The sequence below is a fragment of the Aquirufa sp. Wall-65K1 genome (assembly GCF_054558475.1).
The window spans coordinates 298393-316275 of sequence record NZ_JBPXKD010000002.1; the positions used below are offsets into that span (position 1 = coordinate 298393).

Here is a 17883-nt window from a genome sequence, read left to right on the forward strand (position 1 = left end):
TAAAGCGTTCATCTTATCTACATTCCAAAATAATAAACACATGAAAACAAAATTTCAATTATTCATTTTTCTAGGAGCATTATTTATGTCGGTAGTGGCATTGGCATCTCCAGAGGATTTTTCAAAAAAATTCAAAGTATCGGGTTTTCAAAATTTAGACTTAGGTCATGCTTTTGAAATTAAAGTAAGCAAAGGAAGCGCTTATTCCTTGGCCGCATATGGTCGCCAGGAAGACGTTGAAGACTTAGAAGTAGACATCGATGGAAATACCTTGAAGGTATATTATAAGGATAGAAATTGGGGATTTAATTGGGGTAAAAACCGTAAGAGAGTCAAAATCGTAATCACTATGCCTCGTTTAGCTAATGCTGAGTTTTCTGGAGCCTGTAAAGTTGATGTAGAGGGATTTTCAAATGAAGAACAAATGAATTTGGTATTTACGGGTGCCTCCAAAGGTCAATTAACCCAGATTAATGCCGATAAATTAAACCTTGAATTATCCGGTGCATCTAAGCTTAATGTGAGTGGTCGTGCGGGTAAATTAAATGTAGACGCATCTGGTGCAAGTCACTTAGAAGGTAGCAATTTAATGGCTCGTGATACGGATGTAGAGGCCAGTGGAGCAAGTCACGTTAGTATTCAAAGTCAAAAAACCTTACGAGTTGAAGCCTCTGGTGCTTCCAAAGTATCTTACAGGGGTGTACCCAACATTTCAAAAGATTTGTCAGGAGCAGCCTCGATTAACCAAGTAAACTAGTTTTTTTCCCCAGCGGGTATTCTAAAATTCAGTTGATTGCTCGCTGGTGGAACAGGACATGCATATTCCGGGTTGTACGCACAAAACGGAAAGTAAGCCAAATTAAAATCCGCCTTAAGTATTTTACCGTTTAGATTTATTAGGGGTATATCTAAGTACCTACCGCCTCCATAGGTTTCTGTGGGGGCGGTTTTGTCTTTAAACGGAAGAAAAAAGTCCCCATTATCATGTTGATATAATTTCAATCGGACATTTTGCCCATTTATTTGAGCTTTAATATCTCCTATATATATGATTTCTTCCTTCGTACCGTCGCTCATCGGCATGGAAATTTTTTCAACCTGCTTATTTTTTTCTAATTCAAATTCAATTTTCCAAGCGCTCTCGTATGGGAAATAATGTAAACCTATAAAGGATTCTTTATCCTTTATAGGCGAATCTTCTTGTTCTTTCATGGAAATATCTTTTTCTTTTCGATATTTCACGAGGGCCAAAGAATCCTCTTGAGACTTAGTGACCTTATTGGTTTCATTTTTTGGAAGACTGATGAACACCAAGACGATGGCGCCAAGTATAAGAATCAAAATCCATTTATTGAATTTCATAAGATTGGGTGTAATTTTGAATTTAGGCAAAAATATAAAAATTAATTCGATGTTTACAGGCATAGTGGAGGCCATGGGTACCTTAGAGAATCGCTTCGTTCAAGGAACTAATATTGATTTTTGGTTTAGTTCTCCTTTTACTCATGAATTGAAAATAGATCAATCCTTGGCCCATAATGGGGTTTGTCTAACAGTTGTTGAAATTAAAGACAAGCAATATCGAGTAACAGCCATTGAAGAGACCTTGAATAAAACTAATTTAGGAGATTTGACTTTTGGTCAAAAAGTTAATTTGGAGCGTTGTCTTGCTGCTACAGGCCGATTTGATGGTCATATCGTACAAGGACATGTAGATACGAAAGGTATTTGTACCCAAATTATTGCCAAAGAAGGTTCTTGGGAATACTATTTTGATTACCCTCCATCCACAGCGCACATTACGGTTAGCAAAGGTTCAATTTGTGTCAATGGAACTAGTTTAACGGTTGTTCATTCAGGCCAACATGATTTTTCTGTTGCCATCATTCCTTATACCTATGAAAATTCCGTCTTTCATCAATTGAAGGTAGGCGATTCCGTTAATTTAGAATTTGATATTGTCGGAAAATATGTTCAAAAAATGTTAGCTAGCCAATAATCGAGCTATGGCATGATTGACTTGATCAAATCCAAAACGTTGATATGCCGTATCTTTTTGAGCTTGAATTAAATCAAGGCCTAAATTTCCAATACTTCCTAAATGCGTATGGTTGAGATTTCGTTGGCTACCATCAAACTGTTTTTCTTCAATCATTTTACCAATTTGCTGGTATGCTTCCCGGAAAGGAACACCTTGTACCACCAAGCGATTTACTTCTTCCACACTAAAAAGTAAATCGTATTTATCATGATTTAGTAAATCCGATTTCACCTTCATGTGCTCTACTAGGTAATGGGTAATTTCCAAGCCATCTAAGATTTCTTCGATAGCCGGCATTAATAATTCTTTCGTCAATTGAAACTCCCTGTGATAGCCTGAAGGTAAGTTGCTTGTCAATAAGTGTAATTGATTAGGTAGGGCTTTTAATTTATTGGCTTTTCCTCTTAGAAGCTCAGCTACATCTGGATTCTTTTTATGCGGCATGATGGAGCTGCCGGTAGTAAGTGAATCCGGGAGTTCTATAAATCCAAAATTTTGTGAGTTGTATAGGCAAACGTCCATGGCCAATTTACTTAAGGTACTGGCTATTTGGCTAATGGCAGTTAGAAGGTAAAATTCTGTTTTACCTCTAGACAATTGGGCATTGACCACATTGACATGCGGGCTTTCAAAACCTAATAAATCAGTTGTTAATTGGCGATCTAAAGGGAAAGAAGAGCCATATCCAGCGCCAGAACCAAGTGGGTTTTTATTGGCTAGGCGGAAGGCGGCTTCTAACAATTCAACATCTTCCACTAAACTCTCCGCATAAGCGCCAAACCATAATCCAAAGGAAGAGGGCATGGCGATTTGCAAATGGGTATAGCCTGGAAGTAAATCTTTTTTATGCGCTTCACTTTTTTGAAGTAGAAGATTAAAGAGCTTTTCTACTGCTTCGGCAATTTCTTGGATTTCAGCGCGCATGAATAATTTCAGGTCAACCAAAACTTGGTCATTTCTGGAACGTCCCGCATGAATTTTCTTACCTAAATCACCTAGTTTTTTGGTCAATAAGTATTCAATTTGTGAATGAACATCCTCCATTCCTGGTTCAATTTCAAAGTCGCCAGCCTCAATGGAAGCTAAAATGACTTTCAACTCACGACATAAGGGACTTAATTCTTCCTTTTTTAAAAGGCCTACCTCTGCCAACATGGTAATATGGGCCAATGAACCCAATACATCATAACGAGCTAATTGTAAATCATAAATAGGATCATTCCCTATTGTAAATTTTTCAATTTTAGCATCTGTCGTCTGATTTGCTTTTTGCCAAAGTTTTGCCACGTTTCTTATGATTTATGTTGGTATTGAATACTGGTTTCTACTAATAAATTTTGGTAGGTTTGGATACCTTGTTTGATTTCATCCAAGTAAATAAATTCATCAGCCGTATGTGATCTGCCCGAATGCCCCGGTCCGATTTTCACTGATGGACATGCCAATAGTGACTGATCAGAAAGGGTAGGAGAGCCAAAGCTTACAATGCCCAATTTCTTGGCTGCTTGGCAAACAACATGATCTTCATCGATTTGACTAGGTTGTAATCGGATGGATCTTGGTGTTAAAACGGAGCTTAATTCATTTTGTAATATCTTCAAAATTTCCTCTAAGGTATAACATTCATTCACCCGACAGTCGATGGTAAATTCACAGGTGTCTGGAATGACATTATGCTGCTTACCCGCATGAATGATAGTAACCGTCGATTTTACAGGTCCTAATACCGGAGATACTTTTTCAAATTGAAAATTTTCAATTTTCTCAATGTCTTTCATTGCCACATAAATGGCATTAATGCCCTCATTTCTAGCCGCATGGCCAGCTTTTCCATGCGCCACTGCATCAATGACCATAAGTCCTTTTTCCGCAATGGCTAGCTGGCAATCCGTAGGTTCACCCACGACGGCCCAATCAATTTGAGGGAAGTCGGGGGAATTGATTAAAGCTTCAATGCCATTTTTACCTGAAATTTCCTCTTCAGCTGTAGCAGCTATCAGAAGGTTGAAAGGTAAATTTTTCTCTTGATAAAAGGAACAGAATGTTTGAATTAAACAAACTAAACTAGCACCTGCATCATTGGCACCAAGTCCAATTAGTTTACCATCTATTTCTGTAGCCTTCCAAGGGTCAAATGTCCAAGAGGCATTTGCCTTCACTGTATCGTGATGAGAATTTAGTAAAACAGTTGGCTTATTTGGGTCAAAATGGGCATTTTTTGCCCAAACATTATTTAAAAATAAATGGGATTCAATGCCTTTACGCGTGAAAAAATCTTGGATAATTTTAGCCGTACCGGCTTCTTCTTTGCTCAATGATGGACAAGCAATCAATTGAGAAAGTAGCGATTTAGCTTCTAAAAAATCCGATTCTTTATACATTTATGCGCTAATTAAAGTGCCACCGCCAGGGTTTAATACTTGACTGGCATGGCAAAGTTTGACGGTATGGACACCTTGTGAAATGGCTTTTAAAGCATTTTCTAGTTTGGGTATCATTCCCGCAGTCACGATTCCACTCTCTTTTAATTCCAAAAAAGAGTTTTGGTTAATGTGGGAGATGACGGAATTATCATCATCAGGATTACTTAAAACCCCATTTTTTTCGAAGCAATAGGTTAACGTAACCTCGAAAAAATCGCTTAATGCTATGGAAATAGCTTGTGCCATGGTGTCTGCATTGGTATTCAATAAATGCCCTTGTTTATCTGCTGTAATGGGGGCAAAAACGGGGCAATAGCCTTGATGTATAAAAGTACTCAAAGCCTGTGCATTGACATGTTCAATATCTCCTACCCAACCATAGTCAATAGGTGTAGGATTTCTTTTTTTACTTATCACTAATCCAGCATCTGGTCCCGTAAAACCGATGGCGTTCTTATGTTTAGCTTGCAATTGGGCTACCATGGATTTATTGATCCATCCTGCGTACACCATGGTGACTACCCGTAAACTGGCAGAATCTGTGACACGGCGCCCATCAATCATTTGACTGTTAATACCCAATTCTTTAGCCATTTCAGTCGCAATCTTACCTCCACCATGAATCAGTACAATTGCTTCTGGAATGCTTGCTATGTCCGCTAAAAACGCTTCTAATAGGCTAGGGTTATCAATCACATTACCCCCAATTTTAATTACTTGAAGCTTTGGTAAAATATGACTCATAGCATTAGAATAAATAAGGGCTTTCTTTTTTCGCAAGAGATAATAACATCTCTTTTAAAACAGTTTGAGCGGCCCAAACGCGATTTCCCGCCTGCTGAATTACAATTGAATGATCTGAATCTAATACGGCATCTTCTACCACCACATTTCTGCGAACGGGTAGGCAATGCATGAATTTGGCTTGATTGGTCAATTTCATTTTTTCCATCGTTACCATCCAAGCAGGATCCGAGTTCAAAATTTTTCCATATTCTTGGTAGGAAGACCAGTTCTTGGCATAGATGAAATCAGCTCCTTCAAAGGCCTCTTTTGGATCATGGCAAATACGAGCGTTACCACTAAATTCGGGTGCCAATTCGTATCCTTTGGGATGTGCGATGGTAAAATCAACATCTGAATGATTCATCCATTCAGCAAAAGAATTAGGCACACACTGAGGTAAGGCTTTCACATGTGGGGCCCAGGTTAAGACAACTTTTGGTCTTGCTGTTTTTTTATGTTCTTGAATCGTAATTAAATCCGTTAAAGACTGTAATGGATGTCGGGTGGCCGACTCCAAACTTAAAATGGGTCTACCTGTATATTTCATGAATTGATTCAATACCAATTCAGAGTAGTCTTCCTCACGGTTTACTAAGCTAGGGAAGCTTCGCAAACCTACGATGTCACAGTATTGACCAATAACTGCCGCAGCCTCTGACACATGTTCTGCTTTATCACCATTCATGATGACCCCTTCGTTCATTTCTAATTGCCATGAATCAGCTCCTACGTTCATGACCATAACATTCATTCCTAAATTTTGGGCAGCCTTTTGGGTAGATAATCTGGTTCTTAAACTTGAATTAAAGAACAGCAATCCGATGGTTTTATTCTTGCCGATGAAACAATCAGAATGGGGAGCTCTTTTCATTAATAGCGCTTCATTGACCAATTGAGGAATGTTGTAAGCGTCATGGATGGAGGTGAAATGATGCATATGATAGGGTCCTTTGGGACTTTAAGCATTTATAATTCAGTAAAATTACCGAAAAATGCTCGAAAGGAAATAAAATAGGAGAATTATGTTCGATTGACCTGAATGAGCCGTTTCCAAGTGAAAACTTCCATCCCCTCAGGTTGCATTAATTTCTTTTGTCCTGTTTTTACAAAATCATTTTTTAATAGGACGGATTGAGAAGCTAGGTTATCTATGGGAGTCTCGGCGACGAGATAGTGAAGTCCTTGATCCTGACTGGCCCATTGTATGAGGTATTGTAAGGCTTCACTGGCATAGCCATGACCCCTGAATTTTTTATCCAAACAATATCCAACCTCAGTGAAGCCCTGATCGTTAGGAAGTCCAGCCATACCAATTCCCCCTATAGAGCAGGACTTTTCTGTTAGGATTATTTCCCAATTTGTGTACCAAATAAAATCGAAGGGAAATTTTTTAGTCATCGGAAGCCAATAGTCTTGTAAGGCCATTTGGGTTTCTTCTTGAAAAAAAGCTTCTATTTCCCAGGTATTATGTTGTAAACCTATTTGAATTTCTAGGGCATCACGGCCCTGGTCTGCCCAAATTGTCAATAAGGAATGGTCAAGCGGAATTAATTGTAAACGTGGTGTTTTAATAGCAATCATGTTTTATTGACGTTTTGCATCAGTGAAATTGACCTACAAATTATGACTATTGGTCGCAAAAAAGAAATTACTCAATGGAATTACTTCAGTTTTGCATTCGATTTTACAGGTATAAAATCAAAAGCCAATACGTAAAAAAATTATGAAAAAATTATTCGCCCTTATTGCCTTAGTAGTATGTGCTTTACAGCTTAACGCACAGGTTCCTGCTGGAGGACCTGGTGCACCAGCTCGAAGAGAAGCAGCAGCTCCAACTGGAGGAGCATCAGGCGCACCAGTTCGAAGAGATGCAGCAGCAGCTCCAGTGGTAGCAACTCCCAAAGGTTCAGCTAAAATTGTGGGTTATGCCTTAGATTCAACAGACAACAAACCTGTAGAATTTGCCTCAGTGGCTTTAATCAATAAAGCGACCAATAGACCAGTAGATGGTACGGTGGCCGATCAGGTGGGTAAATTTACTTTGACTAAAGTTGCGGTAGGCAGCTATAAAATAGTGATTTCTTTCTTGGGTTATGAAAGCAAGACCATTTTCATGGACATAACCGCCAAAAAAGATGATCATGATTTGGGAGTAATCAAAATGCAGTCTTCTACTAAGATGTTACAGGAAGTAACTGTTGAAGGCCAAAGAGCTATGATTGAAGAAAAAGTTGACCGTACGGTTTACAATGCCGAGCGTGATCAAACCAATCGTGGTGGTGATGCGACAGATGTATTAAAAAAGGTGCCGATGTTATCTGTCGACTTAGACGGAAATCCTTCGCTCCGTGGTTCTACTAATATTAGGGTATTAATTAATAACAAGCCTTCTTCCATCATGGCATCCAATGTGGCTGATGCTTTGAAGCAGATTCCGGCCGATATGATTAAAACGGTTGAGGTTATTACTTCACCTTCCGCTAAATATGATGCTGAAGGATCGGCAGGTATCATCAATATTGTTACCAAGAAAAATACCTTACAAGGTTTAACCTTGGGTTTTGATAGTAGCGTGGGAGTTCGTGGTTCCAATTTATCTTTGAACGGTAATTTCCGCAATAAGACTTGGGGTATGTCATTGGGAGGCTTTGGTCGTTCTCAGTATAATGTGACAGGAAAGTATGAAAATATGCAAACCACTAGAAGCCAAGGAGCAGAAACAATCAATGTTCAAACAGCAGAAAGTAGAACTAATAATTTATTTGGTAATTATCAGATAGGTTTTGATTGGGACATCAATAAGCACAATTCCATCACGGCTTCATCCAGATTTGGAGTAAGAAATGGAAATAACTACCAAGATAACTTGCAGCAGATTCGCAATGGTGTTTTAACTAGTTTGAGAAATACAAATTCTTCGGATATGTCAGGTAATGTGGATTTGAATATTGACTATTCTCATACCTATGATACTCCACAAAAAGAGTTTAGCATTTTGTCCATGTATAGCCGTAGTAATCGTACAAGTGATTTCTATAACGATATCATGAATCCAAATGCCACAATGAGTCAAATCATGAGTTCGATTAAAAATGAGAACTTGGCATATAATGAAGAGGCTACTTTCCAATTGGATTATCAGACACCTATCCTTAAAAATCAAATGATTGAATTTGGAGGAAAAGGTATCATAAGAAATGCATCTTCTGATTATAAGTCATTTATTAACCCAACAGGTAATAATCTAGCGGGTTATAACCAAGTGAATTTGGCTACTTTACCAACCAACGTTTTTGATTATAATCAAAATATTTGGGGTACTTACGCTTCTTATACCTTAACCACTAAAAACAAATGGAGTGTTAAAGCTGGAGCTCGTTATGAGCATACAGATATTTCGGCTAGTTTCTTGAAGAAAGAAGGTCAAAACTTGTCTATTCCTCCTTATGGGGTTTTTGTACCAAGTTTTAATATGTCTAAGACTTTTAAATCAGGAACTTGGAGATTTAGTTATAATAAACGAATTCAGCGTCCATCGGTTCAATTCTTGAATCCAAACGTGAATTCTACTAACCCATTGAACATTTCAACGGGTAATCCAAATTTGGCTCCGGAGTTTACCAATAACTTTGAAATAGGTTATAGTAAGTATATCAAGTCATTTTATATTTCATCTGCAGTATTCGTAAGAAATACGACGGGTGCCATTAACCAAATTCGCCAGGTAATTGGAGATACGGTGAAGACACGTTCGGTGAACATTGGAAATGAAGATGCTTATGGATTGAACTTAAATATCAATGCTAATTTAACCAACCGATTGATGATTGGTGGAGGTGCTGATTTTTCTTATTTGAAATTGGCTAACAATGTACCTGATCCATTATTGAATGCTAAGAATGAAGGCTTAGTTTCTAACTTCCGTATTTTCGGTAACTACAATTTAGGCGGAGGCTGGGGAGCTCAATTGTTCTCTTTCTACCGTGCTAATGAAATACAGTTACAGGGTAAGCGTGGTGGATTTGGAATTTACAGCTTAAGTTTCAAAAAGGATTTCAAGAACAAAAAGGGTAGCGTAGGATTCGGTGCTGAAAACTTCTTCACATCTGAAATGGTCATTCGTAGTGAAACAAATACCCCAGTTATCTCACAAGTAGGATTCAACACCATGCGCAACATGAACTTCAAAGTTAATTTCTCCTACAGAATTGGAAAAATGACATTTGGAGGAACAAAAAGAAAGAAATCCGTAAATAATGATGATCAGAAAGACGGAGGAGGAGATGCAACACCACAGCCAGTACAAGCTCAGCCAATGGGAATGCCAGGTGGAGGAAGAATGGGCGGCGGAGGCGGCGGAATGGGTGGCGGACCTAGATAAGATTTTGTTTTAAAGTAGTTTAGTGCTTAAAGCTGGAAACCGATGGTTTCCAGCTTTTTATGCTTTTATAAATTGAGGTAGTTTATTATACTCGGCTTACTTATTTCTTTCAATGGTATATCCCAATAAATCATGAAGAGAATTCCGATACGGTGATTCTGGGAATTTATGTAAGATATCTCTGGCTTCTTGAGCAAACTCGTGCATTCGTTGGGTGGCATATTCTAATCCACCGGTATTTTTGACAAATTCAATGACTTCACGAATGCTTTTTGGGTTTTCAGAATCGTTTTTGATTAAATGAATAATCCTCTTTTTAGTACTGGAGGTGGTGTGTTGTAAAGAGTAAATTAATGGTAAGGTCATTTTTTTCTCTTTGATATCAATACCTAGTGGTTTACCGATTTCGGCGTCACCATAATCAAAAAGGTCATCTTTAATTTGAAAGGCTACCCCTACACGATCACCAAAGTCACGTGCTATTTGAACATATTCCTCACTAGCCCCCACGGATTGTACACCTACGGCACAACATGCGGAAATGAGTGTGGCTGTTTTTTTTCGAATAATATCAAAATAGATATCCTCCGTAATGTCAAGTTTCCGAGCTTTTTCTATTTGGAGTAATTCCCCTTCAGACATTTCCCTTACCGCTGTTGAAACAGATTTAAGTAGATCAAAATCATCATTTTCAATGGAAAGAAGTAATCCTTTGGAAAGTAAATAATCACCTACTAAAACAGCAATTTTATTTTTCCAAATGGCATTGATGGAAAAAAAACCACGGCGGTAATTAGAATCATCTACTACATCATCGTGCACTAACGTGGCTGTATGTAATAATTCGATTAGTGCTGCTCCTCGATGTGTTTTTTCATTAATTTCACCCATAACTCCCGCAGAAAGAAATACGAACATAGGTCGCATTTGTTTTCCTTTACGTTGGATGATATAATTCATGATGGTATCCAAAAGCATCACTTTGGAACGCATGAATTGGCGAAACTTACCTTCGAAAGCTTTCATCGGTTCCGCTATGGGTACTTGAATGGATGAAAGCGAATAGGACATATTATGTATAGTAGAAGCTTTAGGCTGATTAATTGTGTAAATTTATAACAATTTGGGACAAATAGTCCTTTCAATATTCAAATTTATGAGTAAGATACTGGCATTATCTGGAGGCTCTGTTAAAGGTGCTTTTCAGGCGGGTGTAATTCGGGCATTATTTGAGAGAGGATATAAACCTGAATTGATTTATGGAATTTCAGCGGGAAGTTTAAATGCGGCTTATTTGGTTAATCAATTAGGTCGACAAAAATTGAATGGTGAGCCATTAAATTTTCCTCAAGCTGGCCAGGATTTATGGGATTTTTGGGAAACTAGAATCACTCATCCTGAATGTTTATCTAAACCCTTTAGCTTATGGGAATTGGGATGGACAGCATTGACCAAAAAATTCAGAGGTTTAGTGAGTACCAAGCCTTTGAGAGAATTAGTAGAGTCCGTTCTGGATATCCGTAATTTGAAAGCTAGTCCTATCGAAATGCGTATTGGGGCAGTTAATATTATTGATGGGGGCATTCATTATGTAGACCCTAGTTACGAGCATTTTTATGATTATTTATTGGCTTCCTCAGCCGTACCAATTCTGATGCCTGTTGTCCAAATTAATCAAGAAAAGCGTCGTAGTTTTTTAGACGGAGGATTACGTGATGTGGCACCATTACAAAAGGCGATAAAAGACGGGGGAAAGCATATTGTTTGTATCAGTTGTCATACTCAAACCATCGAAGGAGGCATATTCGAAACAGGAGATTTATTGGCATTGGTAGACCGAGTTATGGACATTGCGGTGAATGAAATTTTGAATGCAGATTTGAAGGAAGCATTATTAATTCAAAATCAGCGTAGTGATTTATCTATTCATTCGATAAGGCCAATTCAACCCATTGCCATTGATATTCAAAACTTTAATAAATTGGATATTCGTCGGATGTTGGAGATTGGTTATGCCATGGGTAAATCAGAAGCGTATTTTTAGGGAAATTTAAATCAGCAAAGTCCTTGAAATAAAAAAAGCTGAACCTAAGGTTCAGCTTTTTTATGCAATAGTTCAGAGATTATACCGACATGATATCTTTCTCTTTATCTAAAAATATTTGATCAATTTTGGCTACAAAGGCATCTGTTAACTTTTGGATGCGTTCTTCTGAGGCTTTGATATCATCTTCAGCCACGCCTTCTCCTTTCATTTTTTTGATGCTATTATTGGCATCTTGGCGAGCATTACGAATATTGATTTTAGCTGTTTCAATTTCTTGTTTTACTCTTTTTACCAAATCTCTTCTACGCTCTTCAGTTAATGGCGGGATAGATAAACGAATCAATTCTCCATCATTCATGGGATTTAAACCAAGGTTTGAGTTACGAATTGCTTTTTCAATTTCCCCAAAAATTCCTTTCTCGAATGGTTTGATGGCGATGGTTCTAGCATCAGGCGTAGTGATGGATGCAGCTCCTGTGATCGGGGTAGGCACACCATAGTACTCAATCATTAATCCATCTAACATACTGGTACTCGCTTTACCGGCTCTAATTTTAGAAAGTTCAATGTTTAAGTGCTTGATTGCACCTTCCATTGTTTCTTGTCCAGCATCTATATAAAATTCTAACTCCTCCATTTAATTTGATTGCTTATTAACTGATTAAGGTTCCTACATCTTTTCCAGAAACGAGGTCACATAAGTTCCCGTTTTTGTTCATGTTAAATACGATGATCGGTAATTTATTTTCTTGGCATAAGGTGAACGCCGTAGTATCCATGATTTTTAAGCCTTTTGAAATAGCTTCAGAAAAACTTAATTGGGTATATCTGGTGGCTGTTGGGTCTTTCTCAGGATCCGCTGTATAGACTCCATCGACGCGCGTTCCTTTTAATACGACATCTGCTTCAATTTCAATAGCACGAAGAGATGCTGTGGAATCTGTGGTGAAATAAGGATTACCTGTTCCAGCTCCAAAAATAACGATTCTACCTTTTTCAAGATGGCGCATGGCTCTTCTTCGGATGAACGGTTCGCACACAGCTTCCACCTTAATGGCTGTCATCATGCGGGTGTACAATCCATGTTTTTCTAAAGAGGCTTGGACAGCCATACCATTGATGACAGTGGCTAGCATTCCCATGTAATCACCTTGAACACGGTCAATACCAGCTTTAGCGGCACTAGCACCACGGAAAATATTTCCTCCTCCAATAACGATGGCTACTTCAACTCCCAAATCGTGGACTTTTTTGATTTCTGCTGCGTATTGATCTAAAATGCTTGGATCAATGACTTCCGTAGGAGTGGAAAGGGCTTCACCAGAAAGTTTTAATAAAATTCGCTTGTATTTGGGTTCTGACATTGGAATATTCGGGTCGATTTAGTGCGCTGCAAATTTAGAAAAAATATTCATCTATCTAGTAGAAATTTGGCTGTTTTGCTCCTTTGCTTCTGCTAATTTCCACCAGGGTAAATAGGGTTTATCGTGATGCTCATAATGGTAGCCAAAGTTATAGCAAGAAATGAATGCCCAAATATGATTTTTGGCTTGGCTTCTGGACTGATGTTTATTCCCAGGATCATGTTCACCACGATGGGGTAAATAGGTACCAAAATAGAATAATTGCAAAGTGGCTAATATAGCAGGGACCTCCCAGATAAGTATGATATTATTCATGGGAAACCAAATTTTCAAGACATTGTAGGTGATCGCCATGGCTAGAATCTGCGTCCAATGCACGTATTGAAACATAAATTTGAACCACCAAATAAAGAAGTTTCCTTGATGTACATCTGGGTCTTCCTTGGTATTCACATAAGCATGATGATGGTGGTGTTTTTTGCGTAAAATCGTATAATTATTGAAGGCAAAAAGAGTCGCACAAAGTCGGCCTATGGCGTGGTTAAGCCGGGGATGTTCTTTAGAAACCACCCCATGAATGGCATCATGGGAACAAATGAAAAGACCTGTATATAAATGGGTTTGGACTAAAATAGCCAAGTAAAACCAAGGGTTTTTGAAATCGAATGGATCTTGAATCCAAAAACCAAGATGTAAACCCCAGAGTAGAATGATCAAGCCTGCACTCATTAGACCAGTATATTTTTTCATAGGGGCATTAAAGACTTTGTCGATGTAAAATTGGTATTTTTATCGAGATCAATGTGTATTTTGGTCAATATTTTCTACAAGTAAACATGAAATCTAGATACTTAACATTGATATTGGCCTTTTGTTTGGCCTATTATTCATATCCAGTATTGGCTCAAAGTACCTATTGTAATCCGATGAATTTAGATTATGGATTCACTCCAATTCCTAATTTTTCGGAAGCCGGCCGTCATAGGGCTACGGCAGATCCAGTTATTACTTATTTTAAGAATAAATATTATTTGTTTTCAACGAATCAGTGGGGTTATTGGTGGAGTCAAGACATGTTGAAATGGAATTTTGTGTCAAGGCGTTTCCTACAACCTTACCATAAAGTTTATGATGAGCTTTGTGCTCCAGCCACCTTTGTTATGGGGGATAGTTTGTATGTGATTGGGTCCACCTATGCCAAAGATTTTACACTTTGGTCGAGTCATTCACCCGAAACAGATACGTGGCGGGAGTCGGTGCATGCTTTTACCGCTGGGGCATGGGATCCAGCCTTTTTTTTAGATGATGATGGTCGGCTTTATTTATACCATGGTTCTAGTAATTTTTATCCCATGTATGGGCAAGAGATTGACCGAAAGACCTTACAGCCGATTGGAGAAAGAAAAGATTTAATCCGATTGAATGATGAATTACATGGTTGGGAAAGGTTCGGGGAATATCAGGATAATACCTTTTTGAAACCCTTTATGGAGGGAGCTTGGATGAATAAATACAAGGGTAAATATTACCTACAATATGGAGCACCTGGTACAGAGTTTTCAGCCTATGGTGATGGGGTTTATACATCGGATAAACCCATGGGACCTTTTACTTATCAATCTCATAATCCATTTTCATTTAAACCAGGAGGATTTACCCGAGGTGCTGGCCACGGGGCAACTTTTGAAGGTCAATATGGTAACTGGTGGCATGTTTCCACCATTACCATTGCAGTAAAAAATAGCTTCGAGCGTCGGTTAGGACTATGGCCTAGCAAATTTGATCAAGATGGGATTTTATATACGGAAACAGCATATGGAGATTATCCGTATAGTATGCCAAAGTCTACATTTGATAAACCTTCCGATTTATTTACTGGCTGGATGCTGTTGAATTATAATAAACCCGTTAAGGTATCTTCTAGCCTAGCAGGTTATGGACCCAATTATGCCGTTGATGAGCAGATGAAGACATATTGGTCTGCCAAAACAGCCAACAAAGGAGAATATATTCAGTCGGATTTAGGCGAAATATCCACCATTAGAGCTATTCAAATTAATTATGCTGATCAAGATGTGGACTCAAGTTTTTTGGGGAAAATACAAGGTATATATCATCAGTATCGTGTTTTTGCCAGTAAGGATGGCAAGACTTGGCAATTAATCATTGACAAATCAAAGAATAAAACGGATGTTCCACATGATTATGTGGAACTAGCTAAACCTTTGGAAGCAAGGTATGTCAAATTGGTAAATGAACATATGGCGGCGGGGAAATTTGCTATTAGTGGTTTGAGGGTATTTGGTAAAGGGCATGGCGCCTTGGCTAAAGAGGTAAAAGATTTTGTGGTTTTACGTGGAGAACATGATAAAAGGTCGGCTTGGTTGAAATGGCGACATGATCCACAGGCAACAGGTTATGTAATTTATTCGGGGATTTCTCCTGATAAATTGTATACCTCGGTACAGGTATTTGGTGCCAATGAATATTATTTTAAATCCATGGATAAAGACAAAACCTATTATTTTCAGATCGAGGCATTCAATGAAAATGGGATTGGAAAACGTGGACCTATCATTAAGTCAGAGTAGAATTTCCTGGCCTACGGAACAGCTAAGGCATTTTTTTGTTTGGCAATAGTGTTTGTGCCAATGAAGGCAGGCTTGAGAGTCGTGCGCATTGTTAATGGCTAAACCTAGCTGAGCATATATGCGCGTGATCAAATTATTTTCTGCTTCCATTTCAAATAACCACCGATAAGCCTTATCGGTATATTTCTTGTCATTCTTGACAAAGGAATAAGCTAGTAATATGGGAATTAGGGCATTGATACAAAGAGAATAAAAGGCAGATTTTCCTAATTGAATACTTCCTTTTTTACTCACTTTACCAAAGTGATAATGTTTTTGCCAATAAGGCGAGGGGCTAATTTCAAATAGGTTTTGAATGACTTTCAAATCTTGAATTTCCAATAATATAGATAATAGGGAACAATTATTTCGAATGATTTCGGCAAATTGAGCCATGCGTATGGTGGGAAAATTTGCAGGCCTTAATCGTAGGAATTTCCAATCGGATGCTTGCAAATATGCCTTCTCCCATTGGTATTTTTTTTTGAGGTGAATGAATTCCCTTCTTAAGTTCCATTGGTATTCATCTTTTATTGGTTCTTCAAGTAGTCCTGCGAGTCCCATCATGGCCGCCTCAATACCTAAAGGTCGATCCCTATTTCTCAAGATCAGTTTTAGCGGTATAGCTTGGGTTAGTCGAAGCATGGGATCCGCATTTAATCCAAATCCAAAGCTTTTCCCCAAGGATTGATAAAATGTTTCTTCCCAATCCTCTTGATTTTTATGCCAAAGTTCCAAAATGGATTCATACTTAATTTGCATGCGTTCTTGAGCACAAAGGTTTAGCATATAGGTTTTTTGTACATGTGAAATTTCAGGGAAAAATTTGTGGCAGGGAATGGAATCAGGTTGATGGATAAAGGATTCTACCATGCTTGTTTCCGGTACACGATGGCATAATTCAAGGGTGGGTATTTCTCGGCCATCTTGGTAATAGATGGCCAGGTCGGCCTTCCAAACCACATGAAGAATGACATTTTCAAATGACGCATCTTGGTCATGCGCATGAGCTAGCCAATCGGAGGCATTGACATGTAATTCTACGGAGCCTATCCAGGCAAAATCATTTAATAGGATGTGTGCTTCTTGGAAATCTGCTCCAGCGTGCTTATTCAAAAATCCTGGATGAATGATTTGAAGGTAGTCTCCTTGTTGGCTTCGTAAATTTTTATGATTAAAAATTTGTTTATTCCAGATTTGACTCAGTATAAGTTCGTTCATAGATTGATTTGGGACAGATGAATAAGTCCGAGCAATCTACATGTCAATTCTAAAAGTTATTTGATAATCAAATCAGCCTTGGTGAATTTGAAAATTTTATCAAGATTTTGAATTATTGACTTGATATACTCCCCAAAGTAAAATGAACATAAACACTATCTGGGACCAATAAATGGTTTCTCCATCAAAAAGTCCCCATGCCACGGCCACTATCGGAATAAGGTAAGTAACCGAACTCGCCACGATGGCACTGGTCCATTTGATTAATTGATTAAACAGCACCATGGCAATGGCCGATCCAAACAAGCCAAGTGCGATAGCTGCTAGTAGAGGCCACATTTGTGCATGATCAGACCAGGGTCTTTGGAAAAAACCCGAGTAGGCTAGCAAGCCTAATGCCAAAGGGCCTATCATCATGAATACTCCAGCAGTAGAAGTCAACGGGTGTAAATCAGCAAATTTTGATTTGACAGTATGCAAATTGATGCCATACAAGAAGGTCGCTAAAATGACCCAAAGGGCATGATAATTAAATTGTAAGGAGAAGCTTTTTCCTGCAACTAATAATCCAATGCATCCAATTAAACCTAAGATGATACCACCTGTTTGTTTTAAGATGAATTTTTGTTGGAACAAAACGATTCCGATGATTAGGGTAAATAAAGGTGTAAAGGCATTTAACATGCCTGATAGAGCACTTGGAAGGTGTTCTCCCGCAATGGAAAAGAGGATGGCAGGTAATAAATTCCCTGTTAGACCAGCTAGCAAGAAGGAAGGCCAATGCTGTTTTTGGATGTATTTTCTTCTTTTGAAAAAGAATGGACAAAAGAACAATGCTGCGGAGGCAATACGTAATGCACCTACCTCCATGGCAGTATAAGTACTAAGGCTTTTTTTTACTAGAATAAAGGAGCTACCCCAAATTAAAGAAATAGCCACGATGGCTAAAATGACCCAAAGGGTAGGTACTTTTTGTGTTGATGTCATGTT

At 38.3% G+C, this 17883-nt stretch carries 17 protein-coding genes; 5 read left to right on the forward strand and 12 right to left on the reverse strand.

Features of this window, described 5'->3' with window-relative positions; genetic code table 11:
- The first annotated feature begins 40 nt into the window (after positions 1-40).
- Positions 41-757: a head GIN domain-containing protein gene (locus ACST15_RS04555; protein WP_459453474.1), complete on the forward strand. Its 717-nt coding sequence runs from the start codon at positions 41-43 to the stop codon at positions 755-757.
- Here the strand turns inward: ACST15_RS04555 and ACST15_RS04560 are convergent.
- Positions 754-1212 carry a DUF1684 domain-containing protein gene (locus ACST15_RS04560; RefSeq protein WP_459453475.1) on the reverse strand — a complete coding sequence of 153 codons (459 nt, stop codon included), beginning with the start codon at positions 1210-1212 and terminating at the stop codon, positions 754-756. The two genes, ACST15_RS04555 and ACST15_RS04560, sit on opposite strands and share 4 nt — an antisense overlap.
- A 199-nt stretch (positions 1213-1411) precedes the next feature.
- On the opposite strand from ACST15_RS04560, the gene ACST15_RS04565 reads away from it, so the two are divergent.
- Complete coding sequence (locus ACST15_RS04565) at positions 1412-1999, forward strand: riboflavin synthase (RefSeq protein WP_459453476.1); 588 nt, start codon at positions 1412-1414, stop codon at positions 1997-1999.
- Here ACST15_RS04565 and argH read toward each other — a convergent pair.
- The 5 genes from argH to ACST15_RS04590 form a co-directional block, all read right to left on the reverse strand.
- Positions 1985-3328 carry an argininosuccinate lyase gene (gene argH / locus ACST15_RS04570; protein WP_459453478.1) on the reverse strand — a complete coding sequence of 448 codons (1344 nt, stop codon included), beginning with the start codon at positions 3326-3328 and terminating at the stop codon, positions 1985-1987. The genes ACST15_RS04565 and argH overlap by 15 nt on opposite strands.
- Before the next feature lie 5 nt (positions 3329-3333).
- Entirely contained in the window at positions 3334-4422 is a 1089-nt protein-coding gene (locus ACST15_RS04575) for a M20 family metallo-hydrolase (RefSeq protein WP_459453479.1), read from the reverse strand.
- On the reverse strand, positions 4423-5208 hold the full coding sequence (gene argB, locus ACST15_RS04580; RefSeq protein ID WP_459453480.1) for an acetylglutamate kinase: 786 nt from the start codon (positions 5206-5208) through the stop codon (positions 4423-4425).
- Positions 5209-5212: 4 nt separating this feature from the next.
- Entirely contained in the window at positions 5213-6187 is a 975-nt protein-coding gene (locus ACST15_RS04585) for an N-acetylornithine carbamoyltransferase (RefSeq protein WP_459453481.1), read from the reverse strand.
- 83 nt (positions 6188-6270) lie between these two features.
- A complete protein-coding gene (locus ACST15_RS04590; RefSeq protein WP_459453482.1) occupies positions 6271-6831 on the reverse strand; it encodes a GNAT family N-acetyltransferase in 561 nt (186 codons plus the stop codon).
- 142 nt (positions 6832-6973) lie between these two features.
- Between ACST15_RS04590 and ACST15_RS04595 the strand changes: the two genes are divergently transcribed.
- Positions 6974-9631 carry a TonB-dependent receptor domain-containing protein gene (locus ACST15_RS04595; RefSeq protein WP_459453483.1) on the forward strand — a complete coding sequence of 886 codons (2658 nt, stop codon included), beginning with the start codon at positions 6974-6976 and terminating at the stop codon, positions 9629-9631.
- Positions 9632-9727: 96 nt separating this feature from the next.
- On the opposite strand, the gene ACST15_RS04600 is transcribed toward ACST15_RS04595, so the two are convergent.
- Positions 9728-10702 (reverse strand): polyprenyl synthetase family protein, encoded by a 975-nt coding sequence (locus tag ACST15_RS04600; protein ID WP_459453484.1) that lies wholly within the window; start codon positions 10700-10702, stop codon positions 9728-9730.
- 85 nt (positions 10703-10787) lie between these two features.
- Between ACST15_RS04600 and ACST15_RS04605 the strand changes: the two genes are divergently transcribed.
- Complete coding sequence (locus ACST15_RS04605) at positions 10788-11675, forward strand: patatin-like phospholipase family protein (RefSeq protein WP_459453485.1); 888 nt, start codon at positions 10788-10790, stop codon at positions 11673-11675.
- Positions 11676-11754: 79 nt separating this feature from the next.
- Here ACST15_RS04605 and frr read toward each other — a convergent pair whose 3' ends face one another.
- Genes frr through ACST15_RS04620 form a run of 3 tightly spaced genes read right to left on the reverse strand, consistent with a single transcriptional unit; the run spans position 11755 to position 13792 of the window.
- A complete protein-coding gene (gene frr / locus ACST15_RS04610; RefSeq protein WP_459453486.1) occupies positions 11755-12315 on the reverse strand; it encodes a ribosome recycling factor in 561 nt (186 codons plus the stop codon).
- Positions 12316-12331: 16 nt separating this feature from the next.
- A complete protein-coding gene (gene pyrH / locus ACST15_RS04615) occupies positions 12332-13042 on the reverse strand; it encodes a UMP kinase (RefSeq protein ID WP_459453488.1) in 711 nt (236 codons plus the stop codon).
- 51 nt (positions 13043-13093) lie between these two features.
- Positions 13094-13792: a fatty acid desaturase gene (locus tag ACST15_RS04620; protein ID WP_459453489.1), complete on the reverse strand. Its 699-nt coding sequence runs from the start codon at positions 13790-13792 to the stop codon at positions 13094-13096.
- Positions 13793-13878: 86 nt separating this feature from the next.
- Between ACST15_RS04620 and ACST15_RS04625 the strand changes: the two genes are divergently transcribed.
- Positions 13879-15633 carry a family 43 glycosylhydrolase gene (locus tag ACST15_RS04625; RefSeq protein ID WP_459453490.1) on the forward strand — a complete coding sequence of 585 codons (1755 nt, stop codon included), beginning with the start codon at positions 13879-13881 and terminating at the stop codon, positions 15631-15633.
- Here the strand turns inward: ACST15_RS04625 and ACST15_RS04630 are convergent.
- Both ACST15_RS04630 and ACST15_RS04635 read right to left on the reverse strand, forming a co-directional pair.
- Positions 15625-16893 carry a DUF2851 family protein gene (locus tag ACST15_RS04630; protein ID WP_459453491.1) on the reverse strand — a complete coding sequence of 423 codons (1269 nt, stop codon included), beginning with the start codon at positions 16891-16893 and terminating at the stop codon, positions 15625-15627. The two genes, ACST15_RS04625 and ACST15_RS04630, sit on opposite strands and share 9 nt — an antisense overlap.
- Before the next feature lie 99 nt (positions 16894-16992).
- Positions 16993-17880 (reverse strand): DMT family transporter, encoded by an 888-nt coding sequence (locus tag ACST15_RS04635; RefSeq protein ID WP_459453492.1) that lies wholly within the window; start codon positions 17878-17880, stop codon positions 16993-16995.
- Positions 17881-17883: the final 3 nt, after the last annotated feature.

Coding starts and splice junctions, on each gene's coding strand:
- ACST15_RS04555 (WP_459453474.1), top strand. CDS start 41: ATGAAAACAAAATTTCAATTATTCATTTTTCTAGGAGCATTATTTATG.
- ACST15_RS04560 (WP_459453475.1), bottom strand. CDS start 1,212: ATGAAAGAACAAGAAGATTCGCCTATAAAGGATAAAGAATCCTTTATA.
- ACST15_RS04565 (WP_459453476.1), top strand. CDS start 1,412: ATGTTTACAGGCATAGTGGAGGCCATGGGTACCTTAGAGAATCGCTTC.
- ACST15_RS04575 (WP_459453479.1), bottom strand. CDS start 4,422: ATGTATAAAGAATCGGATTTTTTAGAAGCTAAATCGCTACTTTCTCAA.
- argB (WP_459453480.1), bottom strand. CDS start 5,208: ATGAGTCATATTTTACCAAAGCTTCAAGTAATTAAAATTGGGGGTAAT.
- ACST15_RS04585 (WP_459453481.1), bottom strand. CDS start 6,187: ATGCATCATTTCACCTCCATCCATGACGCTTACAACATTCCTCAATTG.
- ACST15_RS04590 (WP_459453482.1), bottom strand. CDS start 6,831: ATGATTGCTATTAAAACACCACGTTTACAATTAATTCCGCTTGACCAT.
- ACST15_RS04595 (WP_459453483.1), top strand. CDS start 6,974: ATGAAAAAATTATTCGCCCTTATTGCCTTAGTAGTATGTGCTTTACAG.
- ACST15_RS04600 (WP_459453484.1), bottom strand. CDS start 10,702: ATGTCCTATTCGCTTTCATCCATTCAAGTACCCATAGCGGAACCGATG.
- ACST15_RS04605 (WP_459453485.1), top strand. CDS start 10,788: ATGAGTAAGATACTGGCATTATCTGGAGGCTCTGTTAAAGGTGCTTTT.
- frr (WP_459453486.1), bottom strand. CDS start 12,315: ATGGAGGAGTTAGAATTTTATATAGATGCTGGACAAGAAACAATGGAA.
- pyrH (WP_459453488.1), bottom strand. CDS start 13,042: ATGTCAGAACCCAAATACAAGCGAATTTTATTAAAACTTTCTGGTGAA.
- ACST15_RS04620 (WP_459453489.1), bottom strand. CDS start 13,792: ATGAAAAAATATACTGGTCTAATGAGTGCAGGCTTGATCATTCTACTC.
- ACST15_RS04625 (WP_459453490.1), top strand. CDS start 13,879: ATGAAATCTAGATACTTAACATTGATATTGGCCTTTTGTTTGGCCTAT.
- ACST15_RS04630 (WP_459453491.1), bottom strand. CDS start 16,893: ATGAACGAACTTATACTGAGTCAAATCTGGAATAAACAAATTTTTAAT.
- ACST15_RS04635 (WP_459453492.1), bottom strand. CDS start 17,880: ATGACATCAACACAAAAAGTACCTACCCTTTGGGTCATTTTAGCCATC.